Annotated in this window: 15 protein-coding genes; 6 read left to right on the plus strand and 9 right to left on the minus strand. The window is 67.8% G+C overall.

Annotated features, from left to right (window positions below; genetic code table 11):
• Positions 1–16 precede the first annotated feature (16 nt).
• The gene (gene glpK, locus ACWPN3_RS12615; protein WP_492261457.1) at positions 17–1,510 is read left to right on the plus strand and encodes a glycerol kinase GlpK; all 1,494 of its coding nucleotides are present in this window, start codon (positions 17–19) and stop codon (positions 1,508–1,510) included.
• 175 nt (positions 1,511–1,685) lie between these two features.
• Here glpK and ACWPN3_RS12620 read toward each other — a convergent pair whose 3' ends face one another.
• Both ACWPN3_RS12620 and ACWPN3_RS12625 read right to left on the minus strand, forming a co-directional pair.
• Positions 1,686–3,311, minus strand: a complete 1,626-nt coding sequence (locus tag ACWPN3_RS12620) for a 3-(methylthio)propionyl-CoA ligase (protein ID WP_492239679.1) — start codon at positions 3,309–3,311, stop codon at positions 1,686–1,688.
• Complete coding sequence (locus ACWPN3_RS12625; RefSeq protein WP_492239678.1) at positions 3,296–3,772, minus strand: MerR family transcriptional regulator; 477 nt, start codon at positions 3,770–3,772, stop codon at positions 3,296–3,298. The genes ACWPN3_RS12620 and ACWPN3_RS12625 overlap by 16 nt, the downstream gene beginning before the upstream one ends.
• Positions 3,773–4,022: 250 nt before the next feature.
• On the opposite strand from ACWPN3_RS12625, the gene ACWPN3_RS12630 reads away from it, so the two are divergent.
• Complete coding sequence (locus ACWPN3_RS12630; protein ID WP_492261458.1) at positions 4,023–5,702, plus strand: glycosyltransferase family 39 protein; 1,680 nt, start codon at positions 4,023–4,025, stop codon at positions 5,700–5,702.
• Positions 5,703–5,709: 7 nt separating this feature from the next.
• On the opposite strand, the gene ACWPN3_RS12635 is transcribed toward ACWPN3_RS12630, so the two are convergent.
• From ACWPN3_RS12635 to ACWPN3_RS12645, 3 genes are read right to left on the minus strand one after another with little or no spacing between them, the layout of a single operon-like run.
• On the minus strand, positions 5,710–7,092 hold the full coding sequence (locus ACWPN3_RS12635) for a sigma-54-dependent transcriptional regulator (RefSeq protein ID WP_492239677.1): 1,383 nt from the start codon (positions 7,090–7,092) through the stop codon (positions 5,710–5,712).
• A 7-nt stretch (positions 7,093–7,099) separates the two neighbouring features.
• On the minus strand, positions 7,100–7,987 hold the full coding sequence (locus ACWPN3_RS12640) for a sensor histidine kinase (protein ID WP_492239676.1): 888 nt from the start codon (positions 7,985–7,987) through the stop codon (positions 7,100–7,102).
• Complete coding sequence (locus tag ACWPN3_RS12645; RefSeq protein WP_492239675.1) at positions 7,875–8,906, minus strand: cache domain-containing protein; 1,032 nt, start codon at positions 8,904–8,906, stop codon at positions 7,875–7,877. The genes ACWPN3_RS12640 and ACWPN3_RS12645 overlap by 113 nt, the downstream gene beginning before the upstream one ends.
• 302 nt (positions 8,907–9,208) lie before the next feature.
• Between ACWPN3_RS12645 and ACWPN3_RS12650 the strand changes: the two genes are divergently transcribed.
• Positions 9,209–9,829, plus strand: coding sequence for a class I SAM-dependent methyltransferase (locus ACWPN3_RS12650; RefSeq protein WP_109448403.1), 621 nt, complete (start codon positions 9,209–9,211; stop codon positions 9,827–9,829).
• A gap of 19 nt (positions 9,830–9,848) precedes the next feature.
• Here ACWPN3_RS12650 and ACWPN3_RS12655 read toward each other — a convergent pair whose 3' ends face one another.
• Complete coding sequence (locus ACWPN3_RS12655) at positions 9,849–11,066, minus strand: acyltransferase family protein (protein ID WP_492239674.1); 1,218 nt, start codon at positions 11,064–11,066, stop codon at positions 9,849–9,851.
• Positions 11,067–11,229: 163 nt separating this feature from the next.
• Between ACWPN3_RS12655 and ACWPN3_RS12660 the strand changes: the two genes are divergently transcribed.
• From ACWPN3_RS12660 to ACWPN3_RS12670, 3 genes are all read left to right on the plus strand, one after another.
• On the plus strand, positions 11,230–12,075 hold the full coding sequence (locus ACWPN3_RS12660) for a uroporphyrinogen-III synthase (protein ID WP_492239673.1): 846 nt from the start codon (positions 11,230–11,232) through the stop codon (positions 12,073–12,075).
• Positions 12,076–12,216: 141 nt separating this feature from the next.
• A complete protein-coding gene (locus tag ACWPN3_RS12665) occupies positions 12,217–13,080 on the plus strand; it encodes a cytochrome-c peroxidase (protein ID WP_492261459.1) in 864 nt (287 codons plus the stop codon).
• Complete coding sequence (locus ACWPN3_RS12670) at positions 12,983–13,378, plus strand: hypothetical protein (protein ID WP_492261460.1); 396 nt, start codon at positions 12,983–12,985, stop codon at positions 13,376–13,378. Before ACWPN3_RS12665 ends, ACWPN3_RS12670 begins: the two co-directional genes overlap by 98 nt.
• A 58-nt stretch (positions 13,379–13,436) precedes the next feature.
• On the opposite strand, the gene ACWPN3_RS12675 is transcribed toward ACWPN3_RS12670, so the two are convergent.
• From ACWPN3_RS12675 to ccoG, 3 genes are all read right to left on the minus strand, one after another.
• Positions 13,437–13,607, minus strand: a complete 171-nt coding sequence (locus tag ACWPN3_RS12675; RefSeq protein ID WP_492239671.1) for a hypothetical protein — start codon at positions 13,605–13,607, stop codon at positions 13,437–13,439.
• Between the two features lie 184 nt (positions 13,608–13,791).
• Positions 13,792–14,349: a hypothetical protein gene (locus tag ACWPN3_RS12680; protein WP_492239670.1), complete on the minus strand. Its 558-nt coding sequence runs from the start codon at positions 14,347–14,349 to the stop codon at positions 13,792–13,794.
• A gap of 212 nt (positions 14,350–14,561) precedes the next feature.
• Positions 14,562–16,037, minus strand: coding sequence for a cytochrome c oxidase accessory protein CcoG (ccoG, locus tag ACWPN3_RS12685; protein ID WP_247873095.1), 1,476 nt, complete (start codon positions 16,035–16,037; stop codon positions 14,562–14,564).
• Positions 16,038–16,226 lie beyond the last annotated feature (189 nt).

Here is a 16,226-nt window from a genome sequence, read left to right on the forward strand (position 1 = left end):
GTGAGGGATACACAGCATGAGCAAGGCCGGCCACATCCTCGCCATCGACCAGGGCACCACCTCGTCGCGGGCGATCCTGTTCGACGGCCGGGGGACGCCGCTGGCCGAAGCACGGCGCGAATTTCCCCAGCATTATCCTGGCGACGGCTGGGTCGAGCATGATCCCGCTGACATCCTGCGCGACGTGCGCACCGTGGCGCGCGAAGCGGTGGAGAAGTCCGGGGTCGATGCGTCCGCCATCGCCGCCATCGGCATCACCAACCAGCGCGAAACCGCCGTGGTGTGGGACCGCGCGACCGGCGAGCCGATCCATCGCGCCATCGTCTGGCAGGACCGCCGCACCGCCGCGCTCTGCCACGATCTGGTGGCTGCCGGCCATGCCGAACTGGTGCGCTCCCGGACCGGCCTGCTGATCGACGCCTATTTCTCCGCCACCAAGATCGCCTGGATCCTCGACCATGTGCCGGGCGCCCGTGCTCGGGCTGAGCGGGGCGAGCTGTGCTTCGGCACCATCGACAGTTTCCTGATCTATCACCTGACCGGGCGGCAGGTGCATGCGACCGACGCGACCAACGCCTCGCGCACCATGCTGTTCGACATTCATGCCCAGGATTGGGACGACGAACTGCTGAGGCTGTTCCGCGTGCCGCGCGCCATGCTGCCGCGGGTGCTCGACAGCTCCGACGATTTCGGCGCCACCGAGCCGGACCTGCTCGGTCGGCCGATCCCCATCGCGGGCGTTGCCGGCGACCAGCAGGCGGCGGCCTTCGGGCAGGCCTGCCTGACGCCGGGCATGGCGAAATCGACCTACGGCACCGGCTGCTTCGCGCTGATCAACACCGGGGAGACGCCGGTGGTGTCGAAGAACCGGCTGCTGACCACCGTCGCCTACCGGCTGAACGGCAAGACATCGTATGCGCAGGAAGGCTCGATCTTCGTGGCCGGCGCCGCGATCAAGTGGCTGCGCGACGGCATCGGCATCATCACCCATGCCAGCCAGACCGACGACATGGCGACCCGCGTTCCCGACAGCCACGGTGTCTATTTCGTCCCGGCCTTCGTGGGTTTGGGCGCGCCGCACTGGGATTCGGATGCCCGCGCCGCGATCTTCGGCATGACGCTGGACGTCGGTCCGGCCCACATCGCCCGCGCAGCACTGGAGGCGGTGGCCTTCCAGACCCGCGACCTGATGGAGGCGATGGCCGGCGACTGGGGCGGCACCATCAACGCGCTGCGCATCGACGGCGGCATGGCGGCCAACGACTGGCTCTGCCAGTTCCTGGCCGACCTGCTGAACATGCCGGTCGAACGGCCGAAGGTGATCGAAACCACGGCGCTGGGGGCCGCCTGCCTCGCCGCGCTGAAGGTCGGAGTGTTCGATGGGCTGGAGTCGGTGTCGGACGCCTGGCGCAGCGAGCGCCGCTTCGAACCGCGCATGGAGCAGGGCAAGCGCGTCCGTCTCTATGCCGGCTGGCGCGACGCCGTGGCGCGGGTGCGGTCGGAGCGTTGACGGCTTCGGTGGCGGAAATTCGCAGAGACTTTGGCGCAGACGGGCAAGTGGCCCAGATCGCCTGCCGGTAATCTGACCTTGGTTGCGCGCTCCTCCCTCGGGTGCGTCGTCCTCGCCGGTTCAGCGGGGACACTGGGCCGGACGGTCGATACCGTCCGGCCCTTTTCTTTTCCGGTCACACCCCTTCGCGGTCGGCCAGCATGTGGCGGATTTCGCTCTTCAACAGCTTGCCGGTGGCGGTGTGGGGCAGGCTGTCGACGAAGCGCACGTCGTCGGGGATGCACCATTTCGCCACCTTGCCGTCGAAGACCGCCAGCAGTTCCTCGCGGGTGACGGTGGAGTCCGGCTTGCGGACGACGACCAGCATCGGCCGCTCGCCCCATTTCTCGTCGGGCACGGCGACGGCGGCGGCTTCCTGGACGCCCGGATGGCCGACGGCGATGTTCTCCAGGTCGATGGAGCTGATCCACTCTCCGCCCGACTTGATGACGTCCTTGGTGCGGTCGACGATCTGGATATAGCCGTCGGCGTCCATCGTCACCACGTCGCCGGTCTCGAACCAGCCCGGCACCGTCTGGTGGGCCGGGCTTTCCGTCACGCCGAAATAGCCGGAGCAGACGGTCGGGCCGCGCACCAGCAGCCGGCCGAAGCTGGTGCCGTCGCGTGCCACGTCGTTGCCGGAGCCGTCGACGACGCGGAACTGCACGCCGCAGATCGGCCGCCCCTGCTTGGACGCCAGCGCCAGGGCGGCCTCGGCATCCTGTCCCCGATGCTTGCCCTTCGGCGTGTTGGCGAGGCCGAGCGGGCTGGTTTCCGTCATGCCCCAGGCATGCAGGACCTCCACCCCCATCTCCTGGAAGCGCTGGATCATCACCGGCGGGCAGGCGGAGCCGCCGATGGCGATGCGGCGCATGCTGGTCAGTTTCTTCTTGTTGGCGTCCAGCCAGTTCAGCAGCGCCAGCCAGACGGTCGGCACACCGGCGCTGTTTGTGACCTTCTCGGCCTCGAACAGCTCATAGAGGCTGGCGCCGTCCAGCTTGCCGCCGGGGAACACCAGCTTGGCGCCGACCATCGGTGCGGCATAGGGCACGCCCCAGGCGTTGACATGGAACATCGGCACCACTGGCAGCACCACGTCCGATGCCGACAGGCCAAACACGTCCGGCACGCAGGCGGCGATGGCATGCAGGTAGGAGGAGCGGTGGCTGTACAGCACGCCCTTCGGGTTGCCGGTGGTGCCGGAGGTGTAGCACATGCCGCAGGCGGTGTTCTCGTCCAGTTCCGGCCAGTCGAAGCCGTCCGGCTGCCCGGCCAGCAGTTCCTCGTAGCACAGCAGGTTGGGCAGGCTGGAGTCCGGCATGTTGGCGCGGTCGGTCATCACGACGATGCCCTTCAGCCCGGTCAGCTCGTGGGCGATGCCCTCCAGCAGCGGCACGAAGGTCAGGTCGGTGAACAGCAGCCGGTCTTCGGCGTGGTTGACGATGTAGGCGATCTGTTCCGGGAACAGGCGCGGGTTGATGGTGTGGCAGACCATGCCCGAGCCGCCGATGCCGTAATAGCATTCCAGATGGCGGTAGCCGTTCCAGGCCAGCGTGCCGATGCGGTCGCCCGGCTTCATGCCCAGCGCCGCCAGCGTGTTCGCCAGCTTCTGGGCGCGGACCCAGGCGTCGGCATAGGTGTAGCGGTGGATCGGCCCCTCGGTGGTGCGCGACACGATCTCGGTGTCGGCATGGTAGAGCGCTGCGTGACGCAGGATCGACGTCACCAGCAAGGGGCCATTCATCATCATTCCGCGCAGCATCGTTTCACTCCCGGTTCGGTCGCTTCTGGTTTTGGGCCGTCTGCTCTTGGGTCGTCTGGTGGTGGGGTATCGTCATCCGTGCAGGTGGCGAGGCGCCGTTCGGCATCGGTTTCCATCGCCTTCAATTCACCGATCACCTCGCTGATTTCGGAGCGCATCCGCTCAAGCTCGACGAGGCGGGCGCGGATTTTGCGCAGCCCGTCGCGGTATTGCCTGGCGCTGGGCCGGCCGGAGCGGTAGTGGGCGAGATACTCGGCGATCTGCTCCAGCGAGAAGCCGACCCGGCGGAACTTCAGGATCATCATCAGCCGGGCACGGTCGCGGTAGGTGAACACCCGCCGCCCTCCGGCCCGTTGCGGCGCCAGCAATCCCTTTTCCTCGTAATAACGCAACGCCTGCGGCGTGAGGTCGAACTCCGCCGCCAGCTCCGTCACGCCATACACCCGGTCCCGTTCGGCCATGGACAATCCCCTGTGCCGACGATTTCGCCACGGCTGCCGGAGGGAAGTCAACGTCAATGAGCTAAAGCAGGCTTTACCTTGTGCCAAGCCTCCTGTCGTTTGCCGCGACGTTCGGTCTGCGGACGGCGCGGTGCGACTGTGGCAGAGATTTCACATGACAAGCCGCGGCGGCCGGTGCTTCCTGCGCTCGGCTTTGGGGATGAGCGGCAGCGAGGTTGGGGGAGTGGGTGTGACGGGAAGGACCAGCCTTTTGCGCCGTCTGATCGGCGAGCCGTGGGACCTTGCCGTGGCGTTGGGACTGCTGGCCCTGCTGGTGCTGGTCGCCGTCACCTTCCGCCAGTACGGCATCTCCAATGACGAGGAGGTGCAGCATGTCTATGGCGCCAAGCTGATCGACTGGTACCGCAGCGGCTTCAGCGACAATTCCGCCTTCACCTACAAGAACCTCTATCTCTATGGCGGGCTGTTCGACATGGCGGCGGTGGCGCTGGCGCCGCTGCTGCCCTTCGATCCGTACGAGACGCGGCATCTGTTGTGTGCCCTGATCGGGGTGGCGGGGGTTGCGGTGGTCTGGGCTGTGGGGCGCCGGCTGGCCGGACCGCGCGCGGGGTTCCTCGCCGGGGCGCTGCTGGCGCTCTGCGGTCCCTGGTATGGCGGGCTGTTCAACCACACCAAGGACGTGCCCTTCGCCGTGCTGATGATGGCGGCGGTGGCGCTGCTGGTGCGGCTGGCCGGGCAGATGCCGCGGCCGCGCCTGCCCACGGTTCTGGGATTCGGCGTTGTCGTCGGGCTGGCGCTGGGCATCCGGGTCGGGGCGCTGCTGCTGATCGGCTATGCGGCGGCGCTGCTGGCGGGGTGGCTGCTGCTGGGTGGCATTTCCGTCGCCCGGCTGCGCGAGACCGGGCGGGGGGCGCTGCGCCTGCTGCCGGCGCTGCCGGTCGCCTATGGGCTGATGGCTGTCTTCTGGCCTTGGGCGGTGCTGGAGCCGCTGAACCCCTTGCGGGCGCTGGCCGATTTCTCGCACTTCCATTACCCGATCCGCACCCTGCTGGGCGGCACCGACTATTGGATGTACGAGGTTCCGCGCAGCTATCTGGTCTGGTATCTCGGGATCAAGCTGCCGCTCGTGATGCTGGGCGGTGCCGTGCTGGGACTGCTGGCTCTGCCGGCGGCGATCCATCGGGACCGGCTGGCGGGCAGGGAGGGCATCGCCCGCGCGGTCGGCTGCGGGCTGGTGGCGCTGGCGGCGCTGTTTCCGGTGGTCTGGTTCACCGTCACCCATGCGCCCGGCTATACGGCGATCCGCCATTTCCTGTTCGTGCTGCCGCTGCTGGCCGTGCTGGGCGGAATCGGGCTCGACCGGCTGCTCGGCTGGGCCGGCGCCTGGAGGTTTGGCGTGTCCCAGCGCAGCGGGCGCGGGCTGTCGGCCGCCGTGCTCGCCGGGCTTGCGCTGGCGCTGGTCCTGGGGCGCGAGGCGGTAATCCTGGAGTCGCTGCACCCCAACGAATATGTCTATTTCAACGAACTGGTCGGCGGCGTCGCCGGCGCGGTGCGCAAATACGATGTCGATTACTGGGCCAACAGCCTTCCCGAAGCGGTCGAGGATCTGTCGGAGGTCATCGCCGCGGAGGAGGCGCGCACCCACCGCCACCGCAGCTACAGCGTTGCCGTCTGCGCCGAGCCGCTGGCCTTCGAGAAGCTGGCGCCGGCCAACCTGCATTGGGTCACCGACTGGACCCGTGCCGACTTTTTCATCGCGCCGACGCAGGAGGATTGCGACACGCTGATGACCGGCCCGACGGTGGCGGAGGTCGAGCGTGACGGCGCCCTGCTGGCGGTTGTGAAGGATCTGCGCAAGCCGGAGGAACCGGCGACGACCGTCGAAATGGCCCGCCTGCGCACCGGCCGCCAGCAGCGCCACTGGTGGTGACGGTCGGCTATCCCCGCGGCAGGAAGCGCGTGCGGTCCAGGCCGTGTCGGGCCATCTTCTCGTTCAAGGTGCGGCGGGGGATGTCCAGCAGGTCGATCACCGCCTTGATGTCGCCCTTGCAGCGCTCCAACGCCTGTTCGATCGCCCGTTTTTCGAAGGCATCGACCTGATCGGCCAGGGCGCGCGGCGGTGTAGCCGCCTCTCCCCCGACGGGGCGGCGGCGCAGCAGGCCAGCGATGCCACTACGCCCGACCGACAGGACATGGCGTTCGGCCAGATTGCGCAGCTCCCGCACATTGCCGGGCCAGTCGTGGGCGAGCAGGGCGTCGAAGTCGGCCGGCTCCAGCGGACGCGGTTCGCGGTTATGGCGGGCGGCGAACTCGGCGGTGAAATAGTCGAACAGCAGCGGAATATCCTCCGCCCGTGCCCGCAGCGGCGGGATGTGCAGTTCCGCCACGTTCAGCCGGTAATAGAGGTCGGCGCGGAAGCGTCCCTCCTCGCTGAGGTCGAGCAGGTCGATCTTGGTCGCCGCGACCAGCCGCAGATCGACCGCGACCTGCTTGTTGGAGCCCAGCCGTTCGATGGTGCGTTCCTGGAGCGCGCGCAGCAGCTTGACCTGGATGGCGAGCGGCATGCTCTCGATCTCGTCGAGGAACAGGGTGCCGCCGCTGGAATGCTCCAGCTTGCCGGCGCGGCGCTGGGTGGCGCCGGTGAAGGCGCCGGGCTCGTGCCCGAACAGCTCGCTCTCCGCCATGCTGTCGGGGATGGCGCCGCAATTGACGGCGACGAAGGCGCCCTTCTGAGCCCGCGAGCCGAAATCATGCAGGCAGCGGGCGACCAGTTCCTTTCCCGTGCCGGTCTCGCCATGGATCAGCACGCTGGCGCTGGTGGCGGCGAGGTCGATCAGGTCGCGCCGCAGTTCGGCGATGGCGGGGGAGGTGCCGATCAGCCGCGCCTCGATCCCGCCGCCCGCCGCGCGGCGGCGCAGGCCGCGATTCTCCAGCACCAGACGGCGCTTCTCCACCGCGCGGCGGAGGACGGCGACCAGATTGTCGGGCTCGAAGGGCTTCTCGATGAAATCGTAGGCGCCGCGCCGCATCGCCTCCACCGCCAGGGCCACGTCGCCATGGCCGGTCACCAGGATCACCGGCAGGTCGGCGTCGCGCTCCAGCGCCCGTTCCAGCACCGCCATGCCGTCCATCCGCGGCATCCGCACGTCGGTTACCAGCACGCCGGGAAAGTCGGGCGACAGCAGGTCCAGCGCCGGCTGCGGCGTCTCGAAACCCTGCGCCGCGAAGCCGGCCAGTTGCAGCCATTGCGTCACCGACACGCGCATCGCCAGCTCGTCGTCGATGAAAAGTACGGGGGTGGCAAGCGGATCGGTCTTCATTCGGCCCTCACTGTGCCTCCGGCAGTTGGACGACGAAGCAGGCGCCGCCCTCGGGATTGTTCTCCGCCCGCAGCGTGCCGCCGAAATCCCGCACGATGCCATAGGACAGCGACAGCCCGAGGCCAAGCCCCTGCCCGACCTCCTTGGTGGTGAAGAAGGGGTCGAACAGCTGGAACTGGTGCGCCTCGGCGATGCCGGTGCCGGTGTCGCGGATGCGGATCTCCCAACCCTCGGCGGTGCGGACGGCGGTCAGGGTCAGGCGGCGCTCATCGCTCCCGTCCATGGCGTCGGCGGCATTGCGCAGCAGGTTGACGAAGACCTGCTCCAGCCGCACCGCATCGCCGCGCACGCGGGCGTCGGGCGGGATCGATCGGTCAACCTGCACTTCCTCCTCGCGCAGGCGGGAGGTCAGCAGGGCCAGCGCGCGGTCCATGGCGCGGGCGACCGGAACGGCCTGCACCCGTGCCGGCCCCTTGCGGGCGAACTCCTTCAAATGGCCGGACAGCAGCGCCATCCGCTCCGCCAGATCGCCGATCATGGCGAGGTTGTCGCGGACCATCGCCGTTTCCCCCCGTTCCGCCAGCAGTCGGGTGGAGGCGACGAAGGTGCGGATGGCGGCCAGCGGCTGGTTGATCTCATGGGCCAGCGCCGCCGACATCTGGCCAAGGGCCGCCAGCTTGCCGGCCTGCACCAGCTCCTCCTGCGCGTCGCGCAGGATGCGGTTGGCGGTCACCAGCTCGGCCGTGCGCTCCTCCACCCGGCGCTCCAGCGTCACCCGCGCCTCACGCTGGAGCCGCAGGGTCTGGCGCCGCTGCCAGCCCAGCGCCGCTGCCGCGGCCAACAGCAGGATGCCCATGGCGGTCAGTGTGGCGGCCCCGGCCGCTTGCGCCTTCACCGGCTCCAGGTCGGACAGGAAGCGGATGGTCCAGCCGAACTCTGGCAGGGCAAGCTCCTGCATCAGAAAGGCGCGGCGGGTTGCACCCGGATCGGAGGTTCCCGGAACCGAGAACCGGCAGGCTGACCAGCCGGGCGCCGTTTTCCATCGGCGGGCCGTCACGCAGGCCGAGCGGGGGCAGGTCGCTGCGGTCATACTGGCGGGTCTGGGCCAGCCTGTCCGTCACCGCATCGGGCAGCGGACGCAGGGCGCGGTATTTCCATTCGGCATGGCTGGACAGGAAGACGATGCCGTTCTCGTCGGTCACCAGCACCCGCTCGCCGCCGGCGGCCCAGTCGCGCTGGACCGTTTCCAGATCGATCTTGACCACGGCGACGCCGGTCAGTGCCTCGCCCTGACGCACCGCGTGCGACAGGAAATAGCCGGGCAGGCCGGTGGTGACGCCGATGCCGAAATAGCGGCCGCTGCCGGTCTCCACCGCCTGACGGAAATAGGGGCGGAAGTCGTAAGTGTGCCCGACGAAGCTTTGCGCCGGATCGGCCCAGTTGCTGGACGCCAGCGCCAGGCCGGAGCGGTCCACCACATAGAGCGCCGCCGAACCCGCCGCCGTGTTCGCCATCTCCAGCCGGCGGTTTACGGCGTCGCGCCGCTGATCGGAAGGAGCGTCGAGCAGGTCGAGCACCTCATGATCGCGGGCGAGCAGGAAGGGCAGATAGTCGTAACGGCCGACCGCGCTGCGGATGCTGCTGGCATAGAGGCCGAGACGCTGGTCGCCGTCGAGGGTCAGCGCCGCCCGCGCCTCCGCCTCCGCCCAACGAAAGGCGCCCCAGCAGGCCAGTGCCGTCACCGTGGCCAGCGCCGCGACGAGGAGCGCCAGCCTGCGGCGGCGCAGCGGACGGGGGAGGACGGAGTCGGCCATGCCTGTCTATGGAGCCGCCGGGGCGACGCTGTCCAGCGCCTTTTCCGATGGAGCGGCGGAGCGGTGAGACAGCACCGGATTTTGAATGAACGTTCAATCAAAAAAGCCGGCGCAGGAAATGCTGGAGAACCATTTCTATGCCTATGTCAAATGAATGCCTGTCCAATGCGTGACATTGACCGGGTTTTGTTGTTTGCGTCACTTTCATGATGCACGAAAGCCGGCTATGGTGCGCCGCCGACGGCTTGGACTTGACCTTGCCGCACCTGCCGGCAACGGGATCGAAACGGGGGGACAGGATCATGGACGCCGAATCCATTCGCGCCGCTTATCGCCGCTATGCCGGCTTCTACGACCGCGTGTTCGGGGTGCTTCTGGCATCGGGCCGGCATGCGGCGGTGGAGTGGCTGAACCGTCGCGGCGGTCTGCGCATCCTGGAGGTCGGCGTCGGCACCGGCCTGTCGCTGTCCGATTACCGCAAGGACAACCGCGTCGTCGGCATCGACCTGTCCACCGACATGCTGAAGGTGGCGCAGGACCGGGTGGCGCGCGAGAAGCTCGACCATGTAGAGGGGCTGCTGGAGATGGATGCCGGCAAGCTGGCCTTCGCCGACGGCAGTTTCGACGTGGTGGTCGCCATGTATGTGATGACCGTCGTCCCCGACCCCCAGGGCACGATGGCGGAGCTGGAGCGCGTCTGCAAACCCGGCGGCGACATCGTGATCGTCAACCACTTCGCTGCGCCCGAAGCCGGTGTCCGCCGCGCGGTGGAGGGGTGGCTGTCGCCCCTGTCGAAGAAGCTGGGCTGGCGGCCGGATTTCACGCTCGATGCGATGATGACCGGGTCGCGGCTGGCGGTGGAGAGCATCCGCACCCTGCCACCCTTCGGGCTGTTCAGCCTGCTGCACTGCCGGCGTGGCTAGTGTGTGACGGCCGCGATGGTCAGGCTGGGACGCGCTCGGCACGGTCGTTCCGACGCAGGGCGCGGCTCCGCCGGCCGGCCATGATCGCCGGCCGCTCGATCGCCAGATGGACGAGGCTGGCGACTGCCACGACGAGGATTCCTGCCCCCGCCAGCGCCAGCGTGTAGAGCCCTGCATCCTCCCCGACAAGGGCACGGACGGGCGCGTTGGCGGTGATCGCTGTCCAGATCACGATCCCGTGCAGCAGATAAACGCCATAGCTGATGTCTCCCAGCCAGAGGATCGGCTGACAGGTCAGGGCTCCGCGAAAATTCTGACCGGCGGCAACGGCGATGAAGAACAGGCCGAGCCCCAGCACGGGGAGCGGCGCATAGGCGGTGTCGAAGCCTGCCACAGCCGCCGACAGGCCGGCGAGCGCCACCGCCAGACCGCGGTCCGACCGCGCGAACCGGGCGAGGCCGGGCCGGCGGATCGCATAGGCGGCGGCGATGCCGCCCAGGAAGCACTCCAGCACCGCAAGGCTGAAATTGCGGAAATAGAGCAGAAGGATCAGCGTCGCCGCGACCGAGACGAGGGCCGGCCGCAGCCGGCGGGCCGGCGTGACCAGGAAGGCGACTGCGGGCAGTGCCGCGTAGAACAGCAGCTCGTAGGGTAGGGACCAGGTGGCATAGGCGACGATCTGCCCGGTATTCTCCAGGCCGTTGATCGGCGGCGCCTTGAAGGTCGCCCAGCCAACCAGCCGGCGCAGCAGGTCGAGCGGACCGGTTTTGAGTTCGAAGCCCGTCGAAGCCAGCGCCAGCACCGCGACCAGCAGCACGGCGACGGCATAGACCGGATAGACGCGGTAAATGCGGGACGATACGAAGCCGGGCCAATCCATGCCCGGCCCTGTCTTCAGCAGCTTGTCCCAGAACAGGAAAGCCGTGACCATGAAGAACAGCGCCACGCTGGCCTGTCCCATCTGGATGTAAAGCCTGGAAGGCGGCAGCGCCCAAAGGCCGGTGTGGAGATACTGCCAGGTGATGATGCCGTGATGGATGAACACGGCATAGGCCAGCAGCCCGCGCATCCCGTCGATGGCGGCATAGCGGCCACCATATTGGCCTTCGGTGCAGACCCGCGGGCGAAGCGGACGGGGAACGAGGCGCAGAATGGCCCAGGACGCGCAGATCGCCACCGCGAAGAGGAAAACCGCCAGGAGCGGGGAGAAGGCCATAGCGTCGTTCCGGGTCATCATGCGCAGCCCTCGTGGGGCTGCGTGATGGGGAGATACCTGCGGATCGCTTGTCAAGGCCGTTCGCCGGTCTCCGGCTGGGGCCACCGCTCCATCCCGCGTGACCGCGCCCGCCGCCTGCTGTTAGTCTCGGCGTCACCACACAGGCGATCACGGGAGCGGGACCATGGCCGGACAGAGCGGCGATCTGGCGGGGAAGCGGATTCTGGTGCCGGAAAGCCGGGACCTCGACCTGTTTGCCGGCATGATGGAACAGCATGGGGCCGAGACGATCCGCTGCCCGATGGTGAAAATCCTCGACCTCGACGATCCGGCACCGGCACGGTCGTGGCTGGATCGGCTGCTGACCGAGGGGTTCGACGACATCGTCCTGCTGACCGGCGAAGGGTTGCGGCGGCTGATGACCGTCGCCCGCGCCATGGAGCGCGAGGCCGAGGTGATCGCCGCCATCGGCCACGCGCGGGTCTTCGTCCGTGGCCCGAAGCCGGTGAAGGCGCTCCGCGAGATCGGTTGCGCCCCCTACAAATCCGCCCCGGCCCCGACCACCGACGGCGTCATCGCCATGCTGGGGGAGGAGGATTCTGTCCGGTCGCCGCGTCGGTATCCAGCTCTATCCCGACAACCCGAACGAACCGCTGCTGGAGGCGGTGCGCGCGCGGGGCGGCCAGCCAGTGGCCGTCACCCCCTACCGCTACGCCAACGATTCGGAGACCGGCGCCGTCCAGGCGGCGATCCGCGACATGGCGGAGGGGCGCATCGACTTCGTCGCCTTCACCGCCTCCCCCAGGTGCGGCGCCTGCACGAGGTGGCGGAGGCCTGCGGCCTTGGCGACGCCTTCCGCCAGGGCTTCGCCAGGACGCGCATCGCCGCCGTCGGTCCGGTGGTGGCCGAGGCGGTGGAGGCGGCCGGCGGAACCGTTGCGGTTTCTCCCGAATCGACCTTCCATATGAAGCCGCTGGTCAACGCCATCCGGCGGCTGCTGACGGAGGGGGAGGGAAACGGGCCGGCTTGATCGGGCCGGGGCCTGTGGTGGTCAGCGACCTTTCGCCCCACCCCTCTTCTGCGCAGGTCAATTGATAACAATTCTCACTCTCGTTTAATCTTTGACGCTCAGTGTCGGCCTCAGTCAGCGGCCGTTGCCAGGAGCGTCATCATGTCCATCCCCTCTCTTTCCGTTCCCCGTGCGTTGGCGCTGGCGCTCTTGTCGGCCGGTCTCTCGGGGGGCGGGACGGCGCTCGCTGCCGATCTCTCAAACAAGGAAAAGCTGGGGGAAGCGCTGTTTTCCGAAACGGCCCTGTCGGCCAACCGCACCCAATCTTGCGCCGACTGCCACAACCCGGATTTCGGCTTCGCCGATCCGCGCACCGGCGGGGCGGGCGGGGCGGCGTCGGTCGGGGACAACGGCAAATCGGTGGGCGACCGCAACGCGCCGACGGCGAGCTATGCCGCCTTCACGCCGTCTTTCCACATCAAGCCCGACGGCAAGGCGGTCGGCGGGCAGTTCTGGGACGGCCGTGCAGCCACCCTGAAGGATCAGGCCGGCGGTCCGCCGCTGAACCCGGCGGAGATGGGGCTGGTGTCCAAGGAGCAGGCGCGCGCCCGGCTGGCGGAGAATCCCGACTATGCCCGCGCCTTCGTGGCGCTCTACGGTGCCGGTGTGCTGGACGACGCCGAGCGCGCCTATGACGCGATGAGCGACAGCATTGCCGCCTTCGAGAAGACCGAGCGCTTCGCGCCCTTCGATTCGAAATACGACCGTTCCCTGCGCGGCGAGTACAAGATGACAGCGGAGGAGGAATCTGGGGATGACCCTGTTCTTCTCCACCCAGTTCACCAACTGCAACCAGTGCCACAAGCTGAAGCCGATGCCGGCTGCCGTGGGAGAGACCTTCACCAATTACGAACACCACAACATCGGCGTGCCGGCCAATCCCGCCCTGCGCGACGCCACCGGCAAACCGGACTTCGCCGACCGCGGGCTGCACGACAATCCGGCGGCGGCCAAAGCCGCCTATGAGGGGAAATTCAAGACGCCGACCCTGCGCAACGTCGCGGTGACCGGCCCCTACATGCACAACGGGGTGTTCAAGGATCTGGAAACCGTGGTCCGCTTCTACGACCACTACAACAACCGGACGGAAAAGGCCGCGCTCAACCCGGAGACGGGCAAGCCGTGGGGACCGCCGGAGGTGGCGGCGAACCTGTCGTCAAAGGAACTGGAATCGGCGCCCGCCCTGGATACCCGCCGCGTCAAGGCGCTGGTCGCCTTCATTAAGACGCTGACCGATGCGCGGTACGAGCATCTGCTGAAATAGCGCAGTCACCGAATGGGGCCGGACGGCAGCCTTCAATGGCGGCCCTCAGTGGCCTCCCTCAATGGCCGATGTCGATGCGGAAGAGTTCCAGGTCCAGCAGTTCCATCGACATCCGGGGGCGCCCGGTTGCCTTGCGGGAGGCCAGCTTGCGGGCCAGCGGCTGGCTGAGCCAAGCGGCGCGGGCACGGTCGAACAGGGAGGTGCAGCGGTTGGACAGTCTGGCGTTCATGGCTGGTCGGACTCTCTCGCAAAGGGTTTAAGTCGGCGGCAGCATGGCTCCTGTGAGCAGTTGCGATAAGAATGTCCTGGCACTGTGACAGTTTCTATCGCCCGAAGGTCTAGTCCCTACGCCATTGGGCGGGGAATCGGTCCTATTCGCCGCGATCTTCGACCAAAGACGGAGGGGCAGGGCGTCACATCGCCACGCCGACCAGCCGGCGCAGAGCGTCGCGCGCCTCGCTGTCCAGAACGGGGATGCCGTTGCGGGCCTCCAGCATGAAGGCGCCGGGATCGGACAGGGTACGCATGGCGAAGCCGGCGACCGCCGGCGGTTCGCTGCTGAGCGGCTGCTGGTCGTAGACGGGGGTGAAGCTGCAGCCGGCGAGCAGGGCGCGGATCATCAGCGACTCGTCGGACGTGGCGCCGGCCGCCGGCGTGTTGATGCCGAACAGCAGCCGTTCCGCCTCCGCCTCGGTCACCATTCCGCGATCCAGCAGGATGTCGACCATGGCCGAGCTGGTCATCACCGGCGCCGCGCGCCCCTTCCAGCAGAAGCGGCCATCGTCCCAGCCGACATCCAGGCTGCGGAAGATCATGTAGGGCTCGCTGCTGCCGGGGGCGCCGGCCACGATGTAATTCACCCGGACAAGCCCGTTCCATGCCCCGGCCGGCGCAACGATGCAGGACAACCCGTTGCGTGTCAGGCGCAGGTAGGTGTCGTTGATGCCCGATGGTTCGAAATCAAAAAGCATGGGACCTTCACCTCGCTGCCACCCGTCACCACGCTGCCGGGCGGCACGGTGTCGCCGTAGCCCAGCCTGCGTTCGCTTGAGTCAGGTGAGTGGCTCGGGTGCCCGCGCAAACTGTCCATGCGGGCGTCCCCCCTTTGCGCAGAAAAGCGAAAGGCGGTAGGCCGTTCCGACGGCCACCGCCTTTCGCGCTCATGCCAAGGTGCTGGCGACCGTCAGTTGGCGGGGCCGAGGAAGACGCTGTCGCGGCTGTTCTTCTCTGCAGTGCCGGTGTCGGACAGTTGGAAGGTCAGCGGAAGCGAGGCGGCGGTGAGTGCCGCGCGCGGGGCCGTCACATAGACGCGATAGGTGGCGACGCTGTCGGGCTCCGCCGAGATGGTGGCGGTGTGGGCGGCTGCCTCATCCCCCGCCTCGCCGATCACCTTGATGTCGGCAGTGCTCAGGCCGGCGACGCTGAGGGTGTAGGAGCGGTTCTGCCGGGTCTTGTTGGCGACCTTGAAGGTGTAGGCGTTGCGGATCGACCCGTCGGACAGCGTCACGAACAGCGGGGCGCGGTCGCGCAGAACGGTGATGCTCAGGCTGGGGCGGAGCGCGAAGCTCCAGGCCATCGCGCCGCCGATGACCAGCATCATCAGGGCATAGACGATGACGCGCGGGCGGAACAGGCGCCACTGGTAGCTCTTGCCGGACGCCCGCGTATCCTGGGCGGCCAGCGAATCGAAGGCGATCAGGCGAGTGGGCAGGCCCTGCTGGATCATGATGCTGTCGCAGGCGTCGACGCACAGGCCGCAGTTGATGCAGTCCGACTGCTCGCCGGTGCGGACGTCGATGCCCATCGGGCAGACCTGCACGCACTGGCCGCAGTCGATGCAGTCGCCGAAGCCTTGGGCGCGGCGCTCGTCCCAGCTCTGCGATTTGCGCTTCGGGCCGCGGTTGTCGCCGCGGTCGACCTGATAGGTGACGACCAGCGAATGTTCGTCCAGCATCGCGCTCTGGATGCGCGGCCACGGGCACATGTACATGCACATCTGCTCGCGCGTCCAGCCGGCCATCACATAGGTCATGCCGACGAAGATGCCGAAAAACGATGTCGCCTCGTAGCTGGCCTGGAAGGTGGCCAGATCGTGCAGCAGGGCAGGGGCGTCGGTGAAATAGGCGAGGAAGCCGAAGCCGGTGACGAGGCTGAGCGCTATCCAGCCGGCATGCTTGCCGGCCTTGCGCAGGATCTTGCGCGTCGTCCAGGGCTGCTTTTCCATGCGGATGCGCTCCGCCCGGTCGCCTTCAAAGACGCGCTCGATCCACACGAACAGGTCGGTCCACACCGTGTGCGGGCAGGCGAAGCCGCACCAGACACGCCCGGCCAGCGCCGTCGCCAGGAACAGGCCCAGCGCCGCAACGATCAGGATGCCGGTGAGGTAGTAAATCTCCTGCGGCCAGATCTCGATCCAGAACAGGAAGAAGCGCGGCGTGGTCAGGTCGAACAGCACCGCCTGGGCCGGCGCATCGGGACCGCGCTCCCAGCGGATCCAGGGAGCGATGAAGAACAGTGCCAGAAGAACGGAGAAGGTGACGGTCTTCAGGCGGCGATAGAGGCCCTTGACCGCCTTCGGATGAATCGTCTTATGGTTTTCGTACAGCGGAACCTTGGCGGGTTGGGCGGGGCCCTGCTGAACGATGCTTCCGTCTGGCATGTCGATGCGCCTGATTTCCGGTTCCACGTTGGCGCGGAGCATAGTCGACCGCCGATGCGGCGCGTTTGACCTCTGTCAAACAACGTCGATATTCCGAAAAGCCCCGTCAGGTCCGAGGCTTTCCACCGGTTCGAGGGATCCGCGTTTCGGGGTCCGTTAATACTGTGCCGGCCGTCCCGTTCACAAGCT

The organism is Azospirillum sp. UENF 111221 (assembly GCF_058780625.1).

Coding starts and splice junctions, on each gene's coding strand:
- glpK (WP_492261457.1), top strand. CDS start 17: ATGAGCAAGGCCGGCCACATCCTCGCCATCGACCAGGGCACCACCTCG.
- ACWPN3_RS12620 (WP_492239679.1), bottom strand. CDS start 3,311: ATGCTGCGCGGAATGATGATGAATGGCCCCTTGCTGGTGACGTCGATC.
- ACWPN3_RS12625 (WP_492239678.1), bottom strand. CDS start 3,772: ATGGCCGAACGGGACCGGGTGTATGGCGTGACGGAGCTGGCGGCGGAG.
- ACWPN3_RS12635 (WP_492239677.1), bottom strand. CDS start 7,092: ATGAAGACCGATCCGCTTGCCACCCCCGTACTTTTCATCGACGACGAG.
- ACWPN3_RS12645 (WP_492239675.1), bottom strand. CDS start 8,906: ATGGCCGACTCCGTCCTCCCCCGTCCGCTGCGCCGCCGCAGGCTGGCG.
- ACWPN3_RS12650 (WP_109448403.1), top strand. CDS start 9,209: ATGGACGCCGAATCCATTCGCGCCGCTTATCGCCGCTATGCCGGCTTC.
- ACWPN3_RS12655 (WP_492239674.1), bottom strand. CDS start 11,066: ATGATGACCCGGAACGACGCTATGGCCTTCTCCCCGCTCCTGGCGGTT.
- ACWPN3_RS12660 (WP_492239673.1), top strand. CDS start 11,230: ATGGCCGGACAGAGCGGCGATCTGGCGGGGAAGCGGATTCTGGTGCCG.
- ACWPN3_RS12665 (WP_492261459.1), top strand. CDS start 12,217: ATGTCCATCCCCTCTCTTTCCGTTCCCCGTGCGTTGGCGCTGGCGCTC.
- ACWPN3_RS12675 (WP_492239671.1), bottom strand. CDS start 13,607: ATGAACGCCAGACTGTCCAACCGCTGCACCTCCCTGTTCGACCGTGCC.
- ACWPN3_RS12680 (WP_492239670.1), bottom strand. CDS start 14,349: ATGCTTTTTGATTTCGAACCATCGGGCATCAACGACACCTACCTGCGC.
- ccoG (WP_247873095.1), bottom strand. CDS start 16,037: ATGCCAGACGGAAGCATCGTTCAGCAGGGCCCCGCCCAACCCGCCAAG.